This window comes from Planococcus sp. ISL-109 (assembly GCF_018613655.1).
Classification (GTDB): domain Bacteria; phylum Bacillota; class Bacilli; order Bacillales_A; family Planococcaceae; genus Planococcus.
The window spans coordinates 1-20,134 of the sequence record NZ_JAGGPW010000012.1; the positions used below are offsets into that span (position 1 = coordinate 1).

Sequence of the window (20,134 nt, forward strand, 5' to 3'; positions counted from 1 at the left end):
TATAATGAGTTTGCGGAATATTCCGCAAATAAATTGCATAGGAGGTTTTTTATGGTCAAATATCGGGAGATTCTCAGATTGGATTCTCAAGATGTGACGAAACGGGGAATCGCATCCAGCTGTAGGTGCTCGAGGAATACGATTACCGAGGTGCTGGAGAAGGCAAAAGAGAAAGGGATTTCTTGGCCTTTGCCGGAAGAGATTGGAGATAGAGAGCTGCAAAAACTCCTCTTTCCGGAGAAGCATGCCACTGATGAACGGTATCTACCGGATATGGACTACGTCCATAGAGAAATGGCGAAGAATGGAGTCACTTTGTCCCTACTTTGGCATGAATATGTGCTCGTAAGCCGGAACGGAAATACGATCCCCTACAGCTATCGCCAGTTTTGTAGGGCGTACAATCAGTTTGCCGTTTCGACCAAGGCGACCATGCGAATCAAAAGAAAACCGGCTGAATCCCTTGAAGTCGACTGGGCTGGATCCTCCATGGAAGTTAAGGATCAGGAGACGGGTGAAATTCATCAGGTTTATCTCTTTGCGGCAACACTGCCATGCAGTTCCTACTCGTATGTAGAAGGTTTCTATTCGATGGATTCGCTGAGTTGGATCACGGGACATATTCATGCCTTTGAATTCATCGGGGGTGTCACGCGGACCCTGGTGCCCGATAATCTGAAGACAGGAGTTGAAAAGCCCTCTCCTACCGAACCAATCATCAATCGCACCTATCAGGAGTTGGCCGAACATTACCAGACGGTCATCCTGCCGGCGCGGGTTCGGAAGCCGAAGGATAAGCCAAGTGTAGAAGGCACCGTCGGCATCATCACAACCTGGATTATCGCGTCATTGAGGAATCAGGTTTTCTTTTCGCTCCATGAATTGAATGAAGCCGTCCGGCTTAAGTTGGAAGAATTTAATCAGAAAGAATTTCAAAAGAAAAAAGGAAGCCGGCTTACAGCCTTTTTGGAAGAAGAGAAGTTCGCGCTTCTCCCCCTTCCGGCTTCCCAATACGAGATGGCTCACTGGAAAAAAGCCATTGTACAGTTAGATTATCATATTTCGGAAGACAAGATGTATTATTCCGTACCTTACGAATACATCAAGCATGTGGTGGAAATCCGCGTCACACGAACGATGGTGGAGGTGTTCTTTAAGCATTTCCGAATCGCCTCCCATAAACGACTTTTCGGAAAAGAGGGGCAAACTGAAACCACTTTCGATCACTTGCCTCCCAAACATCAGCAGTTTGTGACGTTTACGCCTGCACATTTCATCGAGTGGGGAGCGTCCATCGGACCCTCTACGGAAAAAGCTATCAGAACGATCTTACAAAATGGGACAAATGAAAAACAGGCGTTAAAGCTGTGTCTGGCGATTTCCAAACTTGGAACGCAATACAGTGAGCAAGAACTGGAAGTCGCTTGTGAAAAATCATTGTCCTTCTCACCGAGGATGAGCCTGAATACGATTAAGACGATTCTAAAGACTGAGCGTGACGTCATCACTGCCAGTCCATCCAGAAATAAAAACATCAGCCTTTCAAAAGAGCACGGGTTTGTCAGAGGGGCCGATTATTATGGGAGGGAAAATAAATGACCATTGAATCCACCATTACCAAACTGAATGAAATGCGCTTGAGTGCCATCGCGGACACGTATTACAGCCAGATGAACGACCCCCAATACAAAGAATTGTCCTTTGAGGATCGTTTCAATTTATTGATCGACAGTGAATACATCCGCAGAAAGAACACCAAACTGGAACGGCTGATCCGGCAGGCGAATTTGCGCATGCCAGACGCTTGCATCGAAGACCTCCAGTATCACGAAGACCGAAAGCTGGATCGAACCACCATCCTGCGCTTGGCCAGTTGCAATTATATCGGGGACAAGCAGAACGTCATTATTAAGGGTGCTTCTGGGAACGGAAAATCCTATCTGGCCTGTGCATTGGGTGTCAGTGCCTGCCGTACGGGTTATAGCGCCAAGTATATCCGGCTGCCGGATCTGTTGGATGAGCTTGCCCTTGCGCGATTGAATGGAACTTACCAAAAAACCATGAAAGCTTACCGGAAGGTAAACTTATTGATCTTAGATGAGTGGATGCTTGTCTCTTTGACTGAAAATGAGGCAAGAGATGTCTTGGAAATCGTTGAAGCCAGGTATCAGAACGCATCCACCGTCTTCTGTTCTCAATTTGAACCAGGCGGTTGGTATGAACAAATTGGCGAAGCAACGTTGGCCGATGCCATCCTTGATCGGGTGATTCATAGTTCACATTCCATTTTCATTGACGGAAAGATTTCCATGCGTGAAAGACTCGGGATTCACTCATAAGAATAAGAAGGCCGCCCGAGGGCGGTTTTTTATTCTTATGAGTGGTTCTCTGATGTCCGAAGTGGTTCTCAAACGTGTCCGCCTTGGTTCTATTTCATGGCACGACTGGTTCTCGAGCTTGTCCTTCTTCAGGCAATTCAGAAGGACACTTTAGAGACTCGGAAACGTTACCACAATAGAAAAATTCATATTGAAAAAAGGTGGAGGAAATTCCAGAATGAGTATTGCAGATAGAATGAGTAAGTTGTGCGGAGTTTTAGTCCAATGTTTGTGGACAATAGAGCCAGTGACTGTGAGTGAGGCGCTTGTTTAGCTTATAAACAAGGTTGCTCATAAGCGTCTTCCAAAATCACATGGTATAAAAAGTAATAAGAACCCAATTTGTCAAAAGATTGATCAAAAATGGGTTCATATCGAGTAGATATAAAATTATTTTTCCAAAAAGATATATCGTTTCGGAAGGTAGTTAAACTATAGTGCTCAATATAGTAAGCAAAGAAATAATAAAAAATCTTAACCAACTATATTAAGGTCGGTCTACTCTTAATGCTTTTATTACTTTAGTTAACGTCCATTTTTGTCCCAGTCTTCATACGTTTCAAAATTATGATCAGGATCTACATAGTCTCTTCCACTTTCCATTAAGCTGCTAGCACAACCTTTGCAGAAAGTCTCACCCTCTGCTAATAATTCTAAATCGAGTTGATTTTTGGAGAATTCTCCTCCACACTCGTTACAAATATACTTTTTCATATGTTTTCTCCTTTTCCAAAAGTGAAACTTCAAATTGAAGTCTCACTTTTTTTAGTTTCTTCTATATCATAATGTAACAGATTCTGCTTCTAATTCTCTCACTAATTTATAGAAGCTCGTCTTTTTCACTCCAGCTTCCTGCATAGCTCTCACAGCAGTTATTTCCCCAGTTTTCCATTTTCTATAAACCTCTCTAAATTCCTCTGAAGCAAAAACGGTTGGTCTGCCAAAATGGATGCCATTCTGTAACGCCAGGTCGATTCCTTCACGCTGCCGTTTCCGGATACGTTCGCGTTCTTCTTCTGCCATCCACGAAAGAATCTGCAAAACCAAATCGGCAATAAAAGTCCCCATACTATCTTTGTATTGTGTCGTATCTAACAACGGCATATCCAGGACCACAATATCAGCTTCAATGTTTTTCGTGAGGTCATTCCATTCCTGGAGAATTTCTTCCTTGTTCCGGCCGAACCGATCCAGGGAGTGTATATACAAAATGTCGCCCTTCCGAATGACTCGTTTTAATAATTGATAGTTGGCTCGTTCGAAGTTCTTTCCACTTTGTTTGTCTAAATAGATATCTCGTCCATTAATACCCATTTTTTTCATGGCTTCCAATTGACGTCCTTCATTTTGATCTTTGCTGCTAACACGTATGTAACCAAATTTGCGATGTTCCATAATTCACCTCTATAAACGATTCTTTCTCTCAGTATACCTGAAAACCGTTCGTAAAAGTGTGTGTGAATTCGCGAACGTTCGTAAAGTGTTTTGATACGTTTACGAACGTCTTTTCAGGTCATTTTAAGCCGTTTTCAAAGCGTTCGTAAAAGTGTACTTTTACGAACGCTTTTTTGAACAGAGAAATTTCTATAAATGAAAAAAGGATTATTTTGTAACTAAATTATGCAAAGAGTGAACTGCACTGAAATTGTAAGACATCAAACTAACAGTGAAAGGAAACGTCTTTTACGTTCTATATTCAATTTTGAGTAGGATTTAATATAGAGCTTCAATGTCAATAAAATAATGCCACTTTTCTTTATATTGCGATCCAGAGACAGGAAACAAGATTTTAGCCCGTGGAAACTTGACTGCGGTTCTAAATTGGAAAAACAGTTGTCTTCTCTTAATTATCGAAATATTCATAATTTTTTATGATACACTAATGATAAAGAAAACAGCTGCAATTGGAACGGCGAAAGAAGTTAGGATGTTCCAATTGCAGCTACCTCAAATCATCTAAGCCAAAGGTTTTAGAAAACGGGAGAGTACCGGGTAGTACATCATGAAAGGAGCAAAACAGCAATGTGGAATTACGGAATGCATAATGGGAATTGGGGTACTATGTTCTTTTTGGCGCTTTTTCTGCTATTGTTTGTCGTCCTAGCCGTGGTGCTGATAGTCTATTTCATGCGAAAACCCCCAAATGCAGAAGGTGGTAGCCGTTCTTCTTCCAGTGCAACGGACTTGCTGAAAGAGCGCTATGCACGGGGGGAAATCAGCACCGAAGAATACCGGGAACGTTTGCATGAACTAGAGGGATACGACACTAAAAAATAGGTGGCGCATTAACGGCACTGAGTGGCGTTTTTGCGATAGTAAGAAAACACCTTTTGATAACGGTTAAGCAGCCAGTTGCCGGTATTTCACCGGCGGTTGGTTGTTTAGTTTTGTCTGGATTCGGAGATAGTTTTAATAATCTAGGTCTTCTTCGACGATTCGAATGACATATGCATTGGTCGTGCTGTGTATTCCGTCGAGATACAGCGTTTCGATTCAGGAATTATAAGCAGGCGTGCCTTTGCGAGACATGTGAACTGAACCCCAAACATCATGTTTTAGAAATTATCGACGCAAGGCTCAAACGGACTTCTACCATCTTCTGTACGCAGTTCTCGCCCGAAGGGTGGCATTCCAAACTTGGACAAGCCCAGGTGGCTGATGCGATTCTTGACCGGATTGTCCATGACTCCTATAAAATACTGATCGATGGTGAGATATCAATGCGTGAACGACATAGTCTAGTCGCTCCTCGTTGACCATATAATAGAAGAGAGCCACCGGGGTAGTGCACCCCAAAAGTTAGAGTTCAAATCTAACTTTTGGGGTGTTTTTTCTATGGCAAAATATAGTGAGGATTTCAAACTGCAGTTGGTGAAAGAATACTTGGGAAATTCGGTGGGGTATAACCTGTTAGCCCAGAAATACGGAATACCTAATTCTGCTCCGATTAAACGCTGGGTACAGGCTTATGAGGTTTTTGGGGAAAAGGGGTTGCGGAAGAAGCAGACGAATCAGGTGTATTCTGTTCAATTCAAGGTGGATGTATTACACTTTATGAAACAAACAGGTGCTTCTTACCAAGAGACGGCAATCAGATTTAAGTTGAAAAATCCACCACTGATCGCGAATTGGAAGCGTAAATTTTTAGCCGAAGGGGTAGAAGGCTTGGAAAAACGTGCGAAAGGACGACCCTCTATGTCAAAAAAATCAAAACACAAACCGGTCAAGCTCGAAAAGCCGCTGTCCCGTGAAGAACAATTGGAACGGGAGAATGAGCTTCTTCGTCTGGAAGTGGCGTATTTAAAAAAGTTGGACGCTTTCCAGGAGAATCCGGATGCCTTCCTCGAAAAGCACAAGCAGCGCTGGCATTCGAACTCCAAGAAGAAGAGTTCCGATTAACAGATGTGTTGAAGATCGTGGATCTTCCAGAAGCGACCTACATTACCACCGGCAGCGGTTCAATTCGGAAGACCGCGACCGGGACTGGAAAACGGTCATCCGGGCCCTTTTCGACAAACACGAAGGTCGTTACGGGTACCGCCGGATCCACCTGGAGTTACAGGCACAGGGATACGACGTCAACCATAAGAAAGTGCAGCGCCTCATGGGCGAATTGGGCTTGAAATGCGTAAAGTTCATCCGGAAATCCCGCTATAGATCGTATCAGGGAAAAGTCGGAACCATCGCCAAAAACCGGTTGAACCGTAGGTTTTCCACACCACATGCCTTGCAAAAAATGACGACGGACGTCACCGAATTCAAATGTACAGGAGAAGAAAAGCTGTATTTAAGTCCGGTTATGGATCTGTATAACGGCGAAATTATCGGGATGAGTATGTCAAAATGGCCAACCCTCGACTTCGTTCTGGAGTTGCTGTATCGAGTCTTGCCGGCCGTCGAGGAGCAAGCGGTCTACCGGACCACCATCCATTCCGATCAGGGCTGGCATTACCAGCACCCTGCCTGGGTGAAAGCGTTGAAGAAACAACGCATCTTCCAAAGCATGTCCCGAAAAGGGACTTGTGCCGACAATGCGGCTATGGAAAATTTCTTCGGCCTCCTGCAGCAGGAGATGTATTACGGAGAAGCGTTGGTTTCGTACGAAGAATTAAAGCAGCGGATTGAACGATATATCTATTACTACAACAACAAACGCATCAAACAAAAATTGGCTGCATAAATATAACTCTAACTTTTAGGGGTCACTACCCGGCGCAGTTTAACCAGTGGCTCTCTTCTATGCATTTACTGGCCTCATTCTCCGCAATTAGTGGCTCAAAACTCCGCACAAGTGGCTTTTTCGTTCCGCAATACTCAACTTTCAAAATCAAAGAAGGAAACCAGTTACTCTAGGTTCATTCAAAAAAACAAGCATGCGCCATCTTACTGGGCACACGCTTGTTTTTTCTTACTGATTATAGGTGTTATTCGAGGGTTCTTGTCACTTCTCCGGCTTCAGGGGCATTTTTTTCTTCGAATTTACTTGTTTCTTCAAATTCGGCTCTTGTCATCACATCTTCTACGTGCATATTTAATTCCACTACTTCAAGACCTGTCATGTTAAACATGGATTTTTTGACTTGGGCAATCGTTTCTTCGAAGATAGCCGGAATACTTTTTCCATATTCCACAATGACTTTTAGGTCAAGTGCTACTTGCTTTTCGCCAACTTCGACGTCAATTCCCTTTGTGATATCCCCAGAAGCACGAAAGCGGTCCGCAATGCCACTCATAAACCCACCACTCATTGACAAGATTCCGCTAATATCACTCGCAGAAATACCTGCAATTTTTTTAATAACCTGTTCTTCAAATGTTAATTTGTTTTTGTGGACGCTTACCTCGTTGTTTGTTGTTGAAGTTTCTTTCATTTTTATCTTCTCCTGTCGTGTTAGTTTATCGTTTGTTTTTCAAAAACTGAAACCACGATGCTGTATCCAGTTTTCCATCTTTCCATTTTCCGATGATGTACCCGATAGCGGCACATGCCAAGATAAAAAGAGTTGGACCTACGTCAATTGTCAGAAATAAACTCGCAATAATAACCCCAATTAACAGTCCAGCCAAGCGACCATGATAGGGCATCAAATAATCAGATGTTTTCATCAGCCTCCCCCTTACACGACACGCTGCGTTTGTTTTTTATGGAGCTCTTTGGTTTCCCCAATTATAATTTCAACGTTTTCAACAGGGATCTCTAACAGACTTCCTACGGATTCTTTTACGCGTTCTTGCATTTGTTTGCCTAGAGATGGCAGTTTGGTTTGATCGAATACCTGACAACTCACTTTAATCGACACAGCGTTCTGTTTCCGATTAATGGTTGCTCGGACAAGAAGGTCTCGTACACCACTAAGTTCTTTAACTGAACGAAGCGCAACAGACTCTATTGCTTTTCTGGAAATTTCAATGTTGCCCTCACCCGTTTGAATGATAATCTGCTTTTCTGGCGTAGGAGAAAAAAGGCCAGATAGAAGTAAAATTAGAAAGATGAAGCCAATAAATATACTCGCGGAAAGTACCGTATAAAAGAACCATTCTGTGCCATCAAAAGACTGAACCCACGGTGAGATGTATGGGATCTCAAAAATGACCGATGCCAATACTAATATACTTAGTAACCCAGTTACTCCGAAGACAATTAGTAAAAAGCGATTAAACGGGTTAATGGTGTTTGCCCCCTCTCAACATCAGGCTGTGTACCCTCTTCATGTTTCTCTTTTTTTATTACTTGAAGCAATCTGCAACTTAGAGCCGTCACCACTCGAAGTAAGAGACATCAAGAAAAAAATCACCCCCCCAGTATTTGGACTGAGAGTTACGATACAGACAGTAAGGCTGCCTGATAACTCTCTGCCTACTATGAAACAAGAAGCCTACTTGATATAACATTAGACAGTCAATGAAAAATACCTTTTTTTAGGCAAAAAAGAGGGGTTTTAGATTTTTTCCAGGAAGGTAAAAAGGCATCATCTTACATTTGAAAGAAAAAGGATGGAGTGAAGTGCTTAAACTTTTCTATTGAATGTGAATGTAGCTTAATGCCAAGTAAGATACAGTCAACAATCTAATTTCATTGGCTTCTACAGAGAATCTAGCAAAGCTGGAGTTACTAGAAAAAAATACATTCAAAAGGCTGTTTTATAAGCTTTTAAAGCCGGGATTTCAAAAAGATATAGGTTCACATAAACAATGGTTTATCAGAAGCTACTTGATTACAAAGGGAGAGAAGAGGCTAGTTAAAGCACATCTTCTCTCCCTCCAGCTGTTTCCAGGAAGAGGGGGTTGGCATTCGGCCATTCGTCGATGCCTACGATGTTCGCGTCCGACGCAATGCGTTAGGGCCGTTCTTCAGTCAAATAAAACGTTGTGGATCTTTCGGCGATGAAGATCGCTGGCGACTAATGCAATCATTTTCGACGCATTGCTTTTGTTTTTCTTTTTTAAGATTATTATATATTCTCTTTTTTTTTTGCAAAAAAAGCAGGGATCTTTTCACTAAGTGCAACGATAATTGACTACCAAAAAGGAGCATCGTTCCACCCATTAACTTGTAATCCGTTCTGCTTCAATCTAACTGGCAACGAGACATTTATCACACTGTAGCTACCTTTGACGAAACAAGAAGGAAATCATTGAATCTTAAAGGAGAAGAGGATGCAGGAGTTTATGCATCTTCTTTGTTCGCCTGACAAGAGAAACTTCCTTTAGAAAAGAAGGGAAGGTACAGACCCAGGTTCAGGCTGTATGGGTGGACATAGATGAGGTGATGTTGGGACACGCATCTGAAAAAGTAAGGGCATTACCGGATGGTAAGCAGCGATACGAACTCACACAAAGTGTCTTCTATAGCTTATGTTGTTTATCCAAGAGTTGTCCTGAAGAACTTTTTTACATCACGCTCTATCACCAGAAATCCACACACAAGGAATTCATTACCTGAAATTGCATCCTAAATAGCCAAAGCAGGCACAAGCAAAATTTATAATTAGCTGTATTTTTTTAATCAAATGAGAATTCGTAATCATTGCTCTTCCCCCTGCCAGCTGTGTGACTAATCATTGTAACGAACAATTCTGAGGAGGATGAATGGGATGACTGCTATTTTAAAGGAAGAAACAAGTATGGATAACCAAACTAAAAGCTATTTGCAAATGTACGAGGAATATATCAGCGGCTACAAACAGTACAAAATGGAAAAAGCTGCTGTGTGCGCTAAAACAGCGAAGGCCTAACATGTTGAAAAATGACCACAACTTAAAAAAATAGTGAATCGATGATTCGCTATCCCTGATCCAGCTTAGCAGAACATACGCTTTGCACTTTAGATTGATTGCATGCTCACCAACCAGGACCTGGCGAACTTTTGCGGAATGACGAGGAAAATGGTCAACCGGATGCTGAATGAGTTGAAAAAGAGTGGATTTTTGACCTTGAGTGAAGAAAAACTCCTTCTTCAAGATAGTGAGCATTTAAAGTCAGGAACAACTTGTGAAAACTGCCCGATTTATTGATGCAAAATCGATTAGCAGAAGAGCTTGCCCATGAGCATGAGGATGACTTTTTTATCCGAAGTTTTCAATTTTTCAAAAAACTCCTCGTGTGTGAGAAATGTCACAACACAAAATACGTGGATAGTATAGGTTTAAAGTAATAGGTTTATATAACGAATGATCGACGTGCACAAAAGCCCTGATATGTGTGACTGCGAGCCACTGGACCTAACAATTTCCTTTAGAATATTTCGAGATGACCGGAAGGTTGTTAATGAGGCGGAAGTCTTTCTTCTTCCCGAAGAACTGCCGGTTTTTACATGGGCATTGATCCAGCATCCAATTTTGTTGCCCATCAGTTATTCGCAGCACCTGACAATGGAGCATGGCATGTATTGCATTCGATTAACATCCCAGGAACCTTTCGAAGATTTTGCTGAACGCCTTTCGGAAGCGCTCTGTAGACTGGGAAAAAAGAAATGAGCAGAGGAACGTACGACAATACTTGGTTTAGAGGAGAGAAGTGAAAATGAAAAAGATGGAGCAATTGCCTCAACAATCGGTTGGCTATTATTTTTTCAGATCCAAAGATGTGCATGTTGAAAATGGAAGGGCTTTTCTCACGTTCTTTGTTCGCCTGACAAGAGAAACTTCCGTTAGAAAAGAAGGGAAGGTACAGACCCAGGTTCAGGTTGTATGGGTGGACGTAGATGAGGTGATGTTGGGCCACACATCTGAAAAAGTAAGGGCATTACCGGATGGCAAGCAGCGATACGAACTCACACAAAGTGTCTTCTATAGCTTATGTCGTTTATCCGAGAGTTGTCCTGAAGAACTTTTTCACATCACGCCCTATCACCGGAAATCCACGCACAAGGAATTCATTACCCGAAACCGCATCCTAAATGGCCAAAGCAGGCACAAGCAAAATTTATAATTAGCTGTATTTTTTTAATCAAATGAGAATTCGGAATCATTGCTCTTCCCCCTGCCAGTGCGCTAAAACAGCGAAGGCCTAACATGTTGAGAAATGACAACAACTGAAAAAACAGTGAACCGAAGATTCGATATCCCTGATCCAGCTTAGCAGAACATATGCTTCCCACTTTAGATTGATCGCATGCTCACCAACCAGAACCTGGCGAAGTTTTGCGGAATGACGAGACAAGTGGTCAACCGGATGCCGATTTATAGAAAGATGCGCCGATTATCAATTTTGCACAGTTAATGAGAGAAAGGATTGGTCTAAATGGTAGGAACAGATTCATTGGCACAGGCAGCAGCGGAAATAAGCCAATTAATGAACACAGAAGTTGAATGGACTTCGGGAATATGGAGTTTTAGCAAGAAACGAGCAGTCAAACTGGAAAACCGCACATCCGGTTTCTGCTGTTCACTGAATATGGATGTATCCTTTTACGGAATTCAGGAAGGCGAGTCGGCTGTTAACATGGCTGAATTTTTCCTGCTGTCTGAAGAAGTTCCCATTTTCACGTCAGCGCTCAAGCAACAGGCCTTCTTATTTCCGACAAACTACCTGCAGCAGGTGGTGACGATGGAACATGGATTGTGCTGTCTGCAACTCGAATCGCTTGAACCCGCTGAACATTTTGCAGGACGTCTTTATGAGGCGCTGCTGGTTCTTGACCAGCAAGTTCCGGTCATTGCAAGAACCTCTTGATTTGCCCGATGATCTGTAGCTATGCCCTATTGCCCTGCAAGAAAGAGTGCGGATGCTTGTGTTTGAAGAATATGCCGAAAAGAAAAGTGTCTGCAAGAGAAGGCGCCTGAACCAACGACTGGATAAGATGATAAGGAAACGGGAGGTAACCGACATGTTAGTAAAAGAAGTGAGTTTTAAGCTGCTAGACTTTGTTCAAACTGCCGATGAAACATGGTTTTCTATCGGTTTTTTGGACAACGAATACAAAAAAACGCTTTCTAAAAAGACAGCTCACTCCATGTATGAAAAAGGGCAAATCAGAAAAAATTGAGGGTGAAACTGTAGTTGAAAGTTTTATATCCTACTAAATGAAGTTGTAAAACCATTCCATTCTGGCTCTCTTTAGACTGCCTGAACTATTGAATAGGCAAGCCGCAGGATAGTTCTCCCAGGGTAAAAGGGGTTGCGGTGCTGCTAATTCAAAATCCCCCCCCGTTCGGAGCTGGCTTCGTTTTCATCAAGACCTCATTGAAAAGGGAAAAGGAGAACCAAGAAAATGGCACAAAAACAGTTGGTTCCTCAGAAATCAGTCACTTATTACTTTCTCAAATCCAAAGATGTTCAGATGGAAAACGGGTTGACCTCCATTACGTTATTCGCCAGGTTGGAGCGTGAAATCACTTGTTTCACGGGCAGGAAGAAACAGACGCAAGTTGAAACATTTTGGGTCGAAATCGATGAGATAGAGATGGAACACGCAACTGAAAAAGTGAAGGCCTTGCCAACTTGCATGGAGAAATACGAGGTGTCTGAACAAGTTTTCCGGCACTTACTGCAACTGTCCAACCGTTGTCCGAACGAACTAGTTGGCATTATTCCTTATTACGTGAAGGCTAATCGGGAGATGTTCCTCCCGTGGCAGGAGTTGGAACAAAGCTGGCAGAATCGCTGAACGGAAGCTACCGGGAGCCATCAAACGAAAAGGATTTGTTGTTGAGCCAGTTACGCGGCAATCGAAAAGGGAGTTGGACAGAATGGGTGTTGGGGTAAAGATTCCTGTGAAAATGGCGCATGTGAATAAGCGGCGTCTGCAATCGTACAAGGAGTTCATCCAAGGCTATAAACAATACAAAGAAGAGAAAGAAAAACTACATAGGCACTGATTCATAGGATGTCTCCCAGATACGGATGTGCGCTTGCTGCACGGAGACTTATGAGGAATTCAAGTAGTCGGCACAGAAGAAATAAATCCAACTGCTTAAACAGACGATTCGAGGAGGAATAGCTCATGGAAAAAAATCAATCCACAGAAGTACAAGGGACAGTCAATAGGAGTATGTGCTACTACGAGGAATACATCGCCGGGTACAAATTGTATAAGCAATGGAAGAAAAAGTGGGAGGCCGTTGCAAATGAGGAGACCCCAGATGCCATCCAGTAAATACTTGGCTAATTTCCGCGCTGAGGATGTCTATACGATGCTGTATCTTTACCACAATAAGGGAACCTCTTTGGAAACTTTAGAGCGCCGGTTTTCAATCGGACGAGAAGTACTGCTAGGTTTTTTGGAAGGACGCTACCGGAGAGAATGCTATGACAATTACAAAGCCGTTGAGCAGAGGATTTTAGTAAGTCATTAGAATCGGCTTCTTGTACACATCTTTTCTTCACATACATAAGCCGGTTGCCGACCAACTAAATTAAGGGGTGAGCACAATGTTTTTCAAATGGAGCAAGTTGTTAGCTATCACGGGATTATTACTCTTTTCACTGCTGTCATTCACAGGTCAAGCTGATGCCGCTTCTTCGACGTTCGTCACGAAAGGCAACACGACCAGCAAAGTGGTCGCTTTAACTTTTGATGACGGCGCGGATGGAACGAACATCAACAAAATCCTCGATATTCTAAAAACGAATAACGTCAAAGCTACTTTCTTTGTTACAGGGACTGGCATCAACCATCACCCGAGCTGGATCCGCAATATCGCAAACGCTGGACACCAGGTCGGCAATCATTCCTATTCACATCCGGATTTCACAAAAATCAGCATCGCCGCTATGCAAAGTGAATTAGCTAAAACAGAAACTGCCTACAAAAATGTCACGGGCAAATCGACAAAACCTATTTTCCGGGCTCCATTCGGTGCTTACAATGCTACCGTCCTGAAAGGCGTCGGGGATGCAGGCTATACGCACACCATACAGTGGAACATCGACACCATTGACTGGAGAGGCTTATCATCGACTGTAATCACCGATAAAGTCGTCAACAACATCGTACCGGGCTCCATCGTTCTGATGCACACTGGTGCAGGAGCTTCCGGAACACCGGGCGCCTTGCCGGGAATGATCAGCAAATTGAAAGCGAAAGGCTACAAATTCGTGACCATTTCCGAGCTCTTGAAATTGCCTCCGACAGGCGCAACCACTTATACCGTCAAAGCCGGGGACACGCTTTACAGCATCGCGAAAAAGTATAATGTCACAGTCGCAGCACTCGCAGCAGCGAATAACATTACAAACGTCAACTTGATCCGCGTTGGGCAAGTATTGGTGATTCCGGTAAAAGCACCGACACCTCCTCCAGTTACAACCGTCAAATATACGGTGAAAGCGGGAGATACACTTTACAGCATCGCCAGCAAGTATAATACGACCGTCTCAGCTATCGCTACGGCCAACAAAATCACCAACGTAAACCTGATCCACGTTGGGCAAGTCTTGATCATCCCGACAACACAAACACCGCCGCCAGTGACGACCGTCAAATACACGGTAAAAGCCGGTGACACACTTTACAGCATCGCACGCACCTATAATACGACCGTCTCAGCTATCGCCACGGCCAACAAAATCACCAACGTCAATTTGATCAGTGTCGGGCAAGTGCTCATTATCCCGCGCTGACGCTTAAGCACAAGAAAAAACGCCTTCTGCTGAGGGCGTTTTTTTGTGTGCCGATATGCCGAAAACCCGCTTTTCACTTGATCAAAATGAAGAATTAGAATGCGGGAGCTCAACCCCAAAGCGAGTTTGAGCTGCGACATCATGCCCCGGGTCTCGACTTCGTTGTTCTTGCGCTTACGCCCTTTTCGGATCAGAAGCTTTTGGGACAACTTAAATAGGCCGAGAGAATTAATGGTGAAACTCGAAAAGAACAGAAAGTTTAAACCACATGTGTTTTAAAAAGGAACGATTTCCACAAAAGCATGCTTTTCCTAAAAAACCATAAGTGGTTCTTAGACCAGCCTAAATTATTGGGACACTATAAAACACCTTTGAACGGGTACATTTATCACAAGTACTGAAATCGGAGGTGTTTTTGCATGGGCAAAAACGTGTATTCAAGTGAAACCAAATGGGCCGTCATGAAAGGAAAAATGAGGGGGAAGCTTACGACAAAGGAAATTTTGGAAAAGTACGGCAACAAGAACAAAACGCAAATCGAGACGTGGATGAAGTGGTACTGAGCGAATGAAATCCATCGCTTCGGACCAGCCGATCGGCCCGCGGCCACACTTCAATACTATCTACTCAGGAACTGGGAGCTATGCAACGTTAGTAAGCATCAGGGGTTATGATCAAATCGGGTTCGAGTTCAATGATTTTTCCAAGTTGTCTTCCGAGACGACTACAACGCCAATGCGTTAGGGCCGTTCTTCAGTCAAATAAAACGTTGTGGATCTTTCGGCGATGAAGATCGCTGGCGACTAATGCAACCATTTTCGACGCAGTGCTTTTATTTTTCTTTTTTAAGATTACTAGATTACTATTATATATTCTCTTTTTTTTTTTGCAAAAACAGCAGGAATTTTTTCACTAAGTGAACGACAATTGACTGCCAAAAAGGACCATCGTTATACCCGTTAACTTGTAATCCGTTCTGATTCAATCTAACTAGGAATGGGGCATTTATCACGCTGTAGCTATAGTTGACGATGCAAGAAGGGAAGCATTGAATTTTAAAGGAGAAGAGGATGCGGGAGTTCATGCATCTTCTTTTTTCGTTTGTTTAAAGGTAAGTTCATTGCGACTAAAAGAATATAAGAATAACATTTAAAAAATCTGAATTGAAAGAATAATGTGAAACAACTTTACATATTCAAGGTTATACTTTAGGTTTATTGTAATGGTGAAGTTATATTAAATAATAATTTTTTAGTTCATTACAGGTAAAAATAGGTTTTTTTACAAATATCTAGTCTGTATAGTTTACTGAATTATCTGAATAATAATCCGGTTGAGTTTTTTTAAGAAACGCAAGTAAATCATCTAACTTAATGTAAGAAAGTCTACTCGCTTTTTTCTCAAGGGAAGGCAACCGAAAGGATTGGTCTAAATGGTTGATACAGGAAGCGTAGATGCAATAACAGGAATGGAAGAATTGCTGTCCATACGCCATCAAGTCAAAGAATTAAAAAAAGATAATTATTTATTCCGTGAAGGAGATGCCGTCAGTGGGTTCTTCATCATTCGCTCCGGCAAAATCCGGATAGAAAAAGTAACGCCGGACGGCCAGGAACTTACGCTGAAGATCTGCGGTCCTTCCCAAATGGTCGGAGAAGCGACTGTTTTTTCTGAAACACCAAAATACATGCTGGATGCACGTGCAATCGAAGATACGGTAATTCTTCATATTCCGATAAATGATCTTGAAGAGGCGCTACTGTCTAATGGACGACTGTCCATTGCCTTTATGAAGTGGATGGGCATTGATCAGCAGAAAACCCAGACGAAATTCCGGGACTTGCTGCTGCATGGCAAAAAAGGAGCGTTGTATTCGACGCTAATCAGACTTTCCAATAGCTATGGCTTACAAACAGAAAAAGGAATATTGATTAATCTGATGCTGACCAACCAAGACTTGGCGAATTTCTGTGGAATGACGAGAGAAATGGTCAACCGGATACAGGGGGATTTGAAAAAGCGCGGAATACTAACCTTAAGTGAAGGGAAAATCCTTCTCCATGACATTGAGCATTTAAAGTCAGAAATAAATTGTGAAAACTGTCCAATCTTTTTATGCAAAATCGATTAGCAGAAGAGCTTGCACATCCGGTTTTTACTATTCACTGAATATAGAAATATCCTTTTACGGAATTCTGGATGGCAGGTCTGCTGTTAACATGGCTGAAGTTTTCCTGCTGCCTGAAGAAGTTCCCATTATCACGTCAGCGCTCAAACAACAGGCCTTCTTATTTCCGGCAAACTACTTGCTGCAGGTGATGACGCTGGAACATGGATTGCGCTGTCTGGAACTCGAATCGCTCGAATCGCTTGAACCCCCTGAACCCCCTGAACCCCCTGAACCCCCTGAACATTTTGCAGGACGTCTTTATGAGGCGCTGCTGGTTCTTGAATAGCAAGTTCCGGTCATTACAAGAAACCCTTGATTTGTCCGATGACCTGCAGTTACGCCCTATTGGCATGCAAGAAAGAGTGCGGATGCTTGTATTTGAAGAATATGCTGAAAAGAAAAGTGTTTATATGAAACTGCAAAAGAGGACTCCTGAACCAGCGACTGGAAGAAGAGGATCATGAAACGGGAGGTAACTGAAATGTTATCAGAAGAAGTGAATTTTAAGCTTCTGGAATTTGTTCAAACTGTCGACGGGAAAACTTTTCCCATCGGCTTTCTGGACAATGAAAACAAAAAAACTCTTTCGAAAAAGACAGCAATGTAAATAATAATGATTTTTAAAATTCAACAAAGCGAAAAAGAATCCGTCAAAGAAAAAGTGAAGGTAGAGGACGACCAAATACTTAAAATGAGCCATTGGGTCTTCCTTTTTGATTTTTAAAATATTCTTTGCTGAATCAATAAGGTGAAGAAAACAAGTTCACATATGACCACTTTATCGGAAGTCGTTTGGATAAAAAAAGGGAGTGAAGAGGCTGAACGCAGCACATCTTTTCTCCTTTTTGTTTGTATAAGTGTACTTTTACGAACGGATTTTAACAGGAACACAGGAATTTTAATAATCAATTAATAAGCATTTTCAGGAGATGATAATCTATAATAAAACAAAAAATCAAAAAATATTCGGAATTCTCGAATATAAAGAAATAAGGGTTTCTTTATATGGGCTTGCAAAACTTTTTGTAATAGATTTATAACACAATAAGTAAAAGAGGGAGTGAAAATTATGGAAGTAAAAAATTTAAAAATTGGGAAAACAAGTGAAATAATCTTGAAAAAATATCGCTTAACTAGAATTTTAGAGTCTTGGGTAGAAATTAATACTACTGTTGATAAAGCATGGAATGCACTTGTAGATTTTGAATCTTGGACACAATGGAATTCTTTTATTCCTGTGGCAAAGGGTGAATTAAAGGTTGGAAATAAAATGATGATAAAAGTAAAATCACCTGGTCTTAAAGAAATGAATTTTAAACCCACTGTTTTTGAAATAGAGGATGGTAAGAAAGTAGTTTGGGGTGGAGGATCTTTGCTTATTGGATATAGAGGTATTCATGAATTTATCATTGAATATATCGATGAGAATCTAATCAGGTTTAAGCAAATAGAAAAATTCGAAGGTCCAATAGTTTTGTTTATGAATGGAATGATATATAAAACAGCTATCGGCTATGTAAACATGAACGAAGAATTCAAGAATTTTTTAGAAAAAAATTAGAGAATACCGCTTTAACTGAAGTCTCTTACGGAAAGCATTCCAAAATCGCAGCTGCTTCATAAGCTGACGCCCCGGTATCGTTCATAAACTTCAGTACGTTCAGTTTAAAACTCGGGTGTGTAATTTGTATAGCGTGGCCGTAATCCCCCTTTTCCGTGAATCAGATACAAATCAATCCATTGCTTGAGCATCCTCTGATCAACGCCATAGCATTTCGCAAGGTTTTTTTTGCGAATCATGACCACCCACATATTTCCGAACAGCTTCTAGCTTGTCTTCAACTGAAAATCTAGCCATAGAAAAACCGCACCCCGCACCTCCGTTGTTAGTTGTGTCTAATAACGGAGGTGCGGTTCACCCTTGAGGTTGGTCTTTGTCTGAAATTTTACAATTTTCCGTTTGTCAATATAAGCTAGACAAGTTTACCCCATTCAGGTGATTCAAAAATGCTTCCAATGGTGTGCGGTAATTCAACGATTTCCTCGGAATATTATTCCGCTTGTCAGCCACCGTGGAAATGAACGATTGATCGACCTGGTTGAAGTCCATTTCCTTTGCCAAGCCGTCTTTACGAAGGAGCCCGTTGGAATGTTCATTCAAGGCGCGCTGAGAAGGTGTTCCGGGATCCGCAAAGTAAATCGAGACGTCGTTCCGGTTGCACAGCGGTTTCCAATTGGAGAATTCCTTCCCACAATCAAACGTGATGGATTTGAACAGATTTCTCGGGACCCCTTGAAACCACTGATTCAAAGCGGTTTCAATATCGCATGCCTTGCGTCCTGCAGGCTTCAAAGCGATGATGACTTTCCGTCAGCCTTTCTACCAGCGTAATCACCGCACTTTTGTGGCGAGCGCCCACAATGGTGTCACCTTCGATGTGCCCGAACTCTTTTTGGAAAGAAGGATAATCGGCTTCCCTTTCGGAAATATGCCGTTTGAACGCCTGCTTTCCCCGGCGTTCCTGCTTTCCCCGGCGTTCCTGGTGGCCATTGGGTTTCCGTTTCCCTTTCATCGGCAGTGTGGCTGCATCAAAGACCTGATTTTTGAACATGCGATAGAGCGTGCGCGCGGAACAATTGATTGGCGTTTCTGCACGGCCGACAATGACATCCGGAGTCCAGTCCTGAGCTACCTTGTCTTGAATATAGGCAACTTGTTTCTTCGGCAAGACAACTTTTCATCGACCGCAGCGTTTCTTATTTTTCTTGTATTGTGTGTAGAAGTCGAGGGCTGTATACCCTGATTTCAGGAAGTTGACGACATTGTAGATCGGCTGCCTGGAACGGTTCAGGCGCTCAGCGATTATCGCCACAGGTGTATTTTGGTGGTGGTAGGATTCTATCATCACCAATTCATCCGTGTTAAGATGTGTGTAGGTCATTCGTGATCACTCCTATGTTTTTCTTTGGTCGGAAAATACATTTAGAGTGTACCACGAATGGCTTTTTCAGTTGTCTAGCTTAATTTTACAATCGGCGATATTTAAAAAGAATCTTCAGACGTGAGAAATGTCACAGTACAAAATACATGGATAGTATAGGGTTAAAGTATCGGGTATATATACCTTAATTATTTGGATATTTACGCGCTTTGTATCTGGAAGATAAAGGTTCAGAAACCCGGACTCTTTTATTGACTGATCCGGCATTCGCTAAAAAGATTCTATCAAAAGGCCGTTCTGTTTAGCAGAATTTATGCCGATTTATAGAAAGATGCGCCGATTATCAATTTTGCACAGTTAATAGAGAAAGAAGTGGTCTAAGTGGCAGGAACAGATTCAGTGGCACAGGCAGCTCATATCATTGGCTGGATTTTTAATACTTAGGAAATGCAAGTAAATCAGATAACTTAATTTAAGAAAGTCTACTCGCCTTTATCTCAGGGAAGGCAATCGGTAGCTTAGAAAGCAGTAGTTATGGGAAATCGCAGTAAACGGATTAGCATGCCAGCAAATTGATTGAA

The 20,134-nt window shown here is 42.2% G+C and carries 24 protein-coding genes and 2 pseudogenes; 20 read left to right on the plus strand and 6 right to left on the minus strand.

Annotated elements, in window-relative coordinates; genetic code table 11:
* Nucleotides 1-51 precede the first annotated feature (51 nt).
* Nucleotides 52-1,599: an IS21 family transposase gene (istA, locus tag J7E21_RS09950; RefSeq protein WP_215107161.1), complete on the plus strand. Its 1,548-nt coding sequence runs from the start codon at nucleotides 52-54 to the stop codon at nucleotides 1,597-1,599.
* Nucleotides 1,596-2,339, plus strand: a complete 744-nt coding sequence (gene istB, locus J7E21_RS09955) for an IS21-like element helper ATPase IstB (protein ID WP_215107163.1) — start codon at nucleotides 1,596-1,598, stop codon at nucleotides 2,337-2,339. Before istA ends, istB begins: the two co-directional genes overlap by 4 nt.
* 564 nt (nucleotides 2,340-2,903) lie before the next feature.
* On the opposite strand, the gene J7E21_RS09960 is transcribed toward istB, so the two are convergent.
* Nucleotides 2,904-3,092 carry a hypothetical protein gene (locus J7E21_RS09960; RefSeq protein ID WP_215107165.1) on the minus strand — a complete coding sequence of 63 codons (189 nt, stop codon included), beginning with the start codon at nucleotides 3,090-3,092 and terminating at the stop codon, nucleotides 2,904-2,906.
* 66 nt (nucleotides 3,093-3,158) lie between these two features.
* Nucleotides 3,159-3,773, minus strand: a complete 615-nt coding sequence (locus J7E21_RS09965; protein WP_215107167.1) for a recombinase family protein — start codon at nucleotides 3,771-3,773, stop codon at nucleotides 3,159-3,161.
* 627 nt (nucleotides 3,774-4,400) lie between these two features.
* Here J7E21_RS09965 and J7E21_RS09970 point away from each other — a divergent pair.
* The 4 genes and pseudogenes from J7E21_RS09970 (at nucleotide 4,401) to J7E21_RS09985 (ending at nucleotide 6,558) form a co-directional block, all read left to right on the plus strand.
* Nucleotides 4,401-4,655: an SHOCT domain-containing protein gene (locus J7E21_RS09970; RefSeq protein WP_215107169.1), complete on the plus strand. Its 255-nt coding sequence runs from the start codon at nucleotides 4,401-4,403 to the stop codon at nucleotides 4,653-4,655.
* Between the two features lie 275 nt (nucleotides 4,656-4,930).
* Nucleotides 4,931-5,134: pseudogene (locus tag J7E21_RS09975) on the plus strand (ATP-binding protein); the annotation flags it as partial.
* 79 nt (nucleotides 5,135-5,213) lie between these two features.
* Complete coding sequence (locus J7E21_RS09980) at nucleotides 5,214-5,777, plus strand: helix-turn-helix domain-containing protein (RefSeq protein WP_215107171.1); 564 nt, start codon at nucleotides 5,214-5,216, stop codon at nucleotides 5,775-5,777.
* Nucleotides 5,713-6,558, plus strand: a complete 846-nt coding sequence (locus J7E21_RS09985) for an IS3 family transposase (RefSeq protein WP_215107172.1) — start codon at nucleotides 5,713-5,715, stop codon at nucleotides 6,556-6,558. The genes J7E21_RS09980 and J7E21_RS09985 overlap by 65 nt, the downstream gene beginning before the upstream one ends.
* A gap of 244 nt (nucleotides 6,559-6,802) precedes the next feature.
* Here J7E21_RS09985 and J7E21_RS09990 read toward each other — a convergent pair whose 3' ends face one another.
* Genes J7E21_RS09990 through amaP form a run of 3 tightly spaced genes read right to left on the minus strand, consistent with a single transcriptional unit; the run spans nucleotide 6,803 to nucleotide 8,047 of the window.
* Nucleotides 6,803-7,249 carry an Asp23/Gls24 family envelope stress response protein gene (locus tag J7E21_RS09990; protein WP_251047945.1) on the minus strand — a complete coding sequence of 149 codons (447 nt, stop codon included), beginning with the start codon at nucleotides 7,247-7,249 and terminating at the stop codon, nucleotides 6,803-6,805.
* Between the two features lie 25 nt (nucleotides 7,250-7,274).
* Complete coding sequence (locus J7E21_RS09995) at nucleotides 7,275-7,484, minus strand: DUF2273 domain-containing protein (RefSeq protein WP_215107174.1); 210 nt, start codon at nucleotides 7,482-7,484, stop codon at nucleotides 7,275-7,277.
* 11 nt (nucleotides 7,485-7,495) lie between these two features.
* Entirely contained in the window at nucleotides 7,496-8,047 is a 552-nt protein-coding gene (gene amaP / locus J7E21_RS10000; protein ID WP_215107302.1) for an alkaline shock response membrane anchor protein AmaP, read from the minus strand.
* Nucleotides 8,048-9,472: 1,425 nt separating this feature from the next.
* Between amaP and J7E21_RS10005 the strand changes: the two genes are divergently transcribed.
* The 14 genes from J7E21_RS10005 to J7E21_RS10065 all read left to right on the plus strand — a co-directional run bounded on the left by J7E21_RS10005 (nucleotide 9,473) and on the right by J7E21_RS10065 (nucleotide 18,172).
* Entirely contained in the window at nucleotides 9,473-9,613 is a 141-nt protein-coding gene (locus J7E21_RS10005; protein WP_215107176.1) for a hypothetical protein, read from the plus strand.
* 138 nt (nucleotides 9,614-9,751) lie between these two features.
* Nucleotides 9,752-9,892, plus strand: coding sequence for a hypothetical protein (locus J7E21_RS10010; protein ID WP_251047946.1), 141 nt, complete (start codon nucleotides 9,752-9,754; stop codon nucleotides 9,890-9,892).
* Between the two features lie 508 nt (nucleotides 9,893-10,400).
* Complete coding sequence (locus tag J7E21_RS10015; protein WP_215107180.1) at nucleotides 10,401-10,808, plus strand: hypothetical protein; 408 nt, start codon at nucleotides 10,401-10,403, stop codon at nucleotides 10,806-10,808.
* A 183-nt stretch (nucleotides 10,809-10,991) separates the two neighbouring features.
* Entirely contained in the window at nucleotides 10,992-11,099 is a 108-nt protein-coding gene (locus tag J7E21_RS16550) for a hypothetical protein (protein WP_215107182.1), read from the plus strand.
* Nucleotides 11,100-11,120: 21 nt separating this feature from the next.
* Complete coding sequence (locus J7E21_RS10025) at nucleotides 11,121-11,552, plus strand: hypothetical protein (protein WP_215107184.1); 432 nt, start codon at nucleotides 11,121-11,123, stop codon at nucleotides 11,550-11,552.
* Between the two features lie 154 nt (nucleotides 11,553-11,706).
* Nucleotides 11,707-11,865, plus strand: a complete 159-nt coding sequence (locus J7E21_RS10030; protein ID WP_215107186.1) for a hypothetical protein — start codon at nucleotides 11,707-11,709, stop codon at nucleotides 11,863-11,865.
* Between the two features lie 225 nt (nucleotides 11,866-12,090).
* The gene (locus tag J7E21_RS10035; RefSeq protein WP_215107188.1) at nucleotides 12,091-12,486 is read left to right on the plus strand and encodes a hypothetical protein; all 396 of its coding nucleotides are present in this window, start codon (nucleotides 12,091-12,093) and stop codon (nucleotides 12,484-12,486) included.
* A gap of 336 nt (nucleotides 12,487-12,822) precedes the next feature.
* Nucleotides 12,823-12,975, plus strand: coding sequence for a hypothetical protein (locus J7E21_RS10040; RefSeq protein WP_215107190.1), 153 nt, complete (start codon nucleotides 12,823-12,825; stop codon nucleotides 12,973-12,975).
* A gap of 275 nt (nucleotides 12,976-13,250) precedes the next feature.
* Nucleotides 13,251-14,441 carry a LysM peptidoglycan-binding domain-containing protein gene (locus tag J7E21_RS10045; protein WP_215107192.1) on the plus strand — a complete coding sequence of 397 codons (1,191 nt, stop codon included), beginning with the start codon at nucleotides 13,251-13,253 and terminating at the stop codon, nucleotides 14,439-14,441.
* A gap of 419 nt (nucleotides 14,442-14,860) precedes the next feature.
* The gene (locus J7E21_RS10050; RefSeq protein WP_215107194.1) at nucleotides 14,861-15,004 is read left to right on the plus strand and encodes a hypothetical protein; all 144 of its coding nucleotides are present in this window, start codon (nucleotides 14,861-14,863) and stop codon (nucleotides 15,002-15,004) included.
* A gap of 905 nt (nucleotides 15,005-15,909) precedes the next feature.
* Nucleotides 15,910-16,572 carry a Crp/Fnr family transcriptional regulator gene (locus J7E21_RS10055; protein ID WP_251047947.1) on the plus strand — a complete coding sequence of 221 codons (663 nt, stop codon included), beginning with the start codon at nucleotides 15,910-15,912 and terminating at the stop codon, nucleotides 16,570-16,572.
* 88 nt (nucleotides 16,573-16,660) lie between these two features.
* Complete coding sequence (locus J7E21_RS16295) at nucleotides 16,661-16,897, plus strand: hypothetical protein (RefSeq protein WP_251047948.1); 237 nt, start codon at nucleotides 16,661-16,663, stop codon at nucleotides 16,895-16,897.
* Nucleotides 16,898-17,092: 195 nt separating this feature from the next.
* Complete coding sequence (locus tag J7E21_RS16420) at nucleotides 17,093-17,218, plus strand: hypothetical protein (protein WP_285228744.1); 126 nt, start codon at nucleotides 17,093-17,095, stop codon at nucleotides 17,216-17,218.
* A 462-nt stretch (nucleotides 17,219-17,680) separates the two neighbouring features.
* Nucleotides 17,681-18,172, plus strand: a complete 492-nt coding sequence (locus J7E21_RS10065) for an SRPBCC family protein (RefSeq protein WP_215107198.1) — start codon at nucleotides 17,681-17,683, stop codon at nucleotides 18,170-18,172.
* A 402-nt stretch (nucleotides 18,173-18,574) separates the two neighbouring features.
* Here J7E21_RS10065 and J7E21_RS10070 read toward each other — a convergent pair.
* Nucleotides 18,575-19,553: pseudogene (locus tag J7E21_RS10070) on the minus strand (IS30 family transposase).
* Nucleotides 19,554-20,134 lie beyond the last annotated feature (581 nt).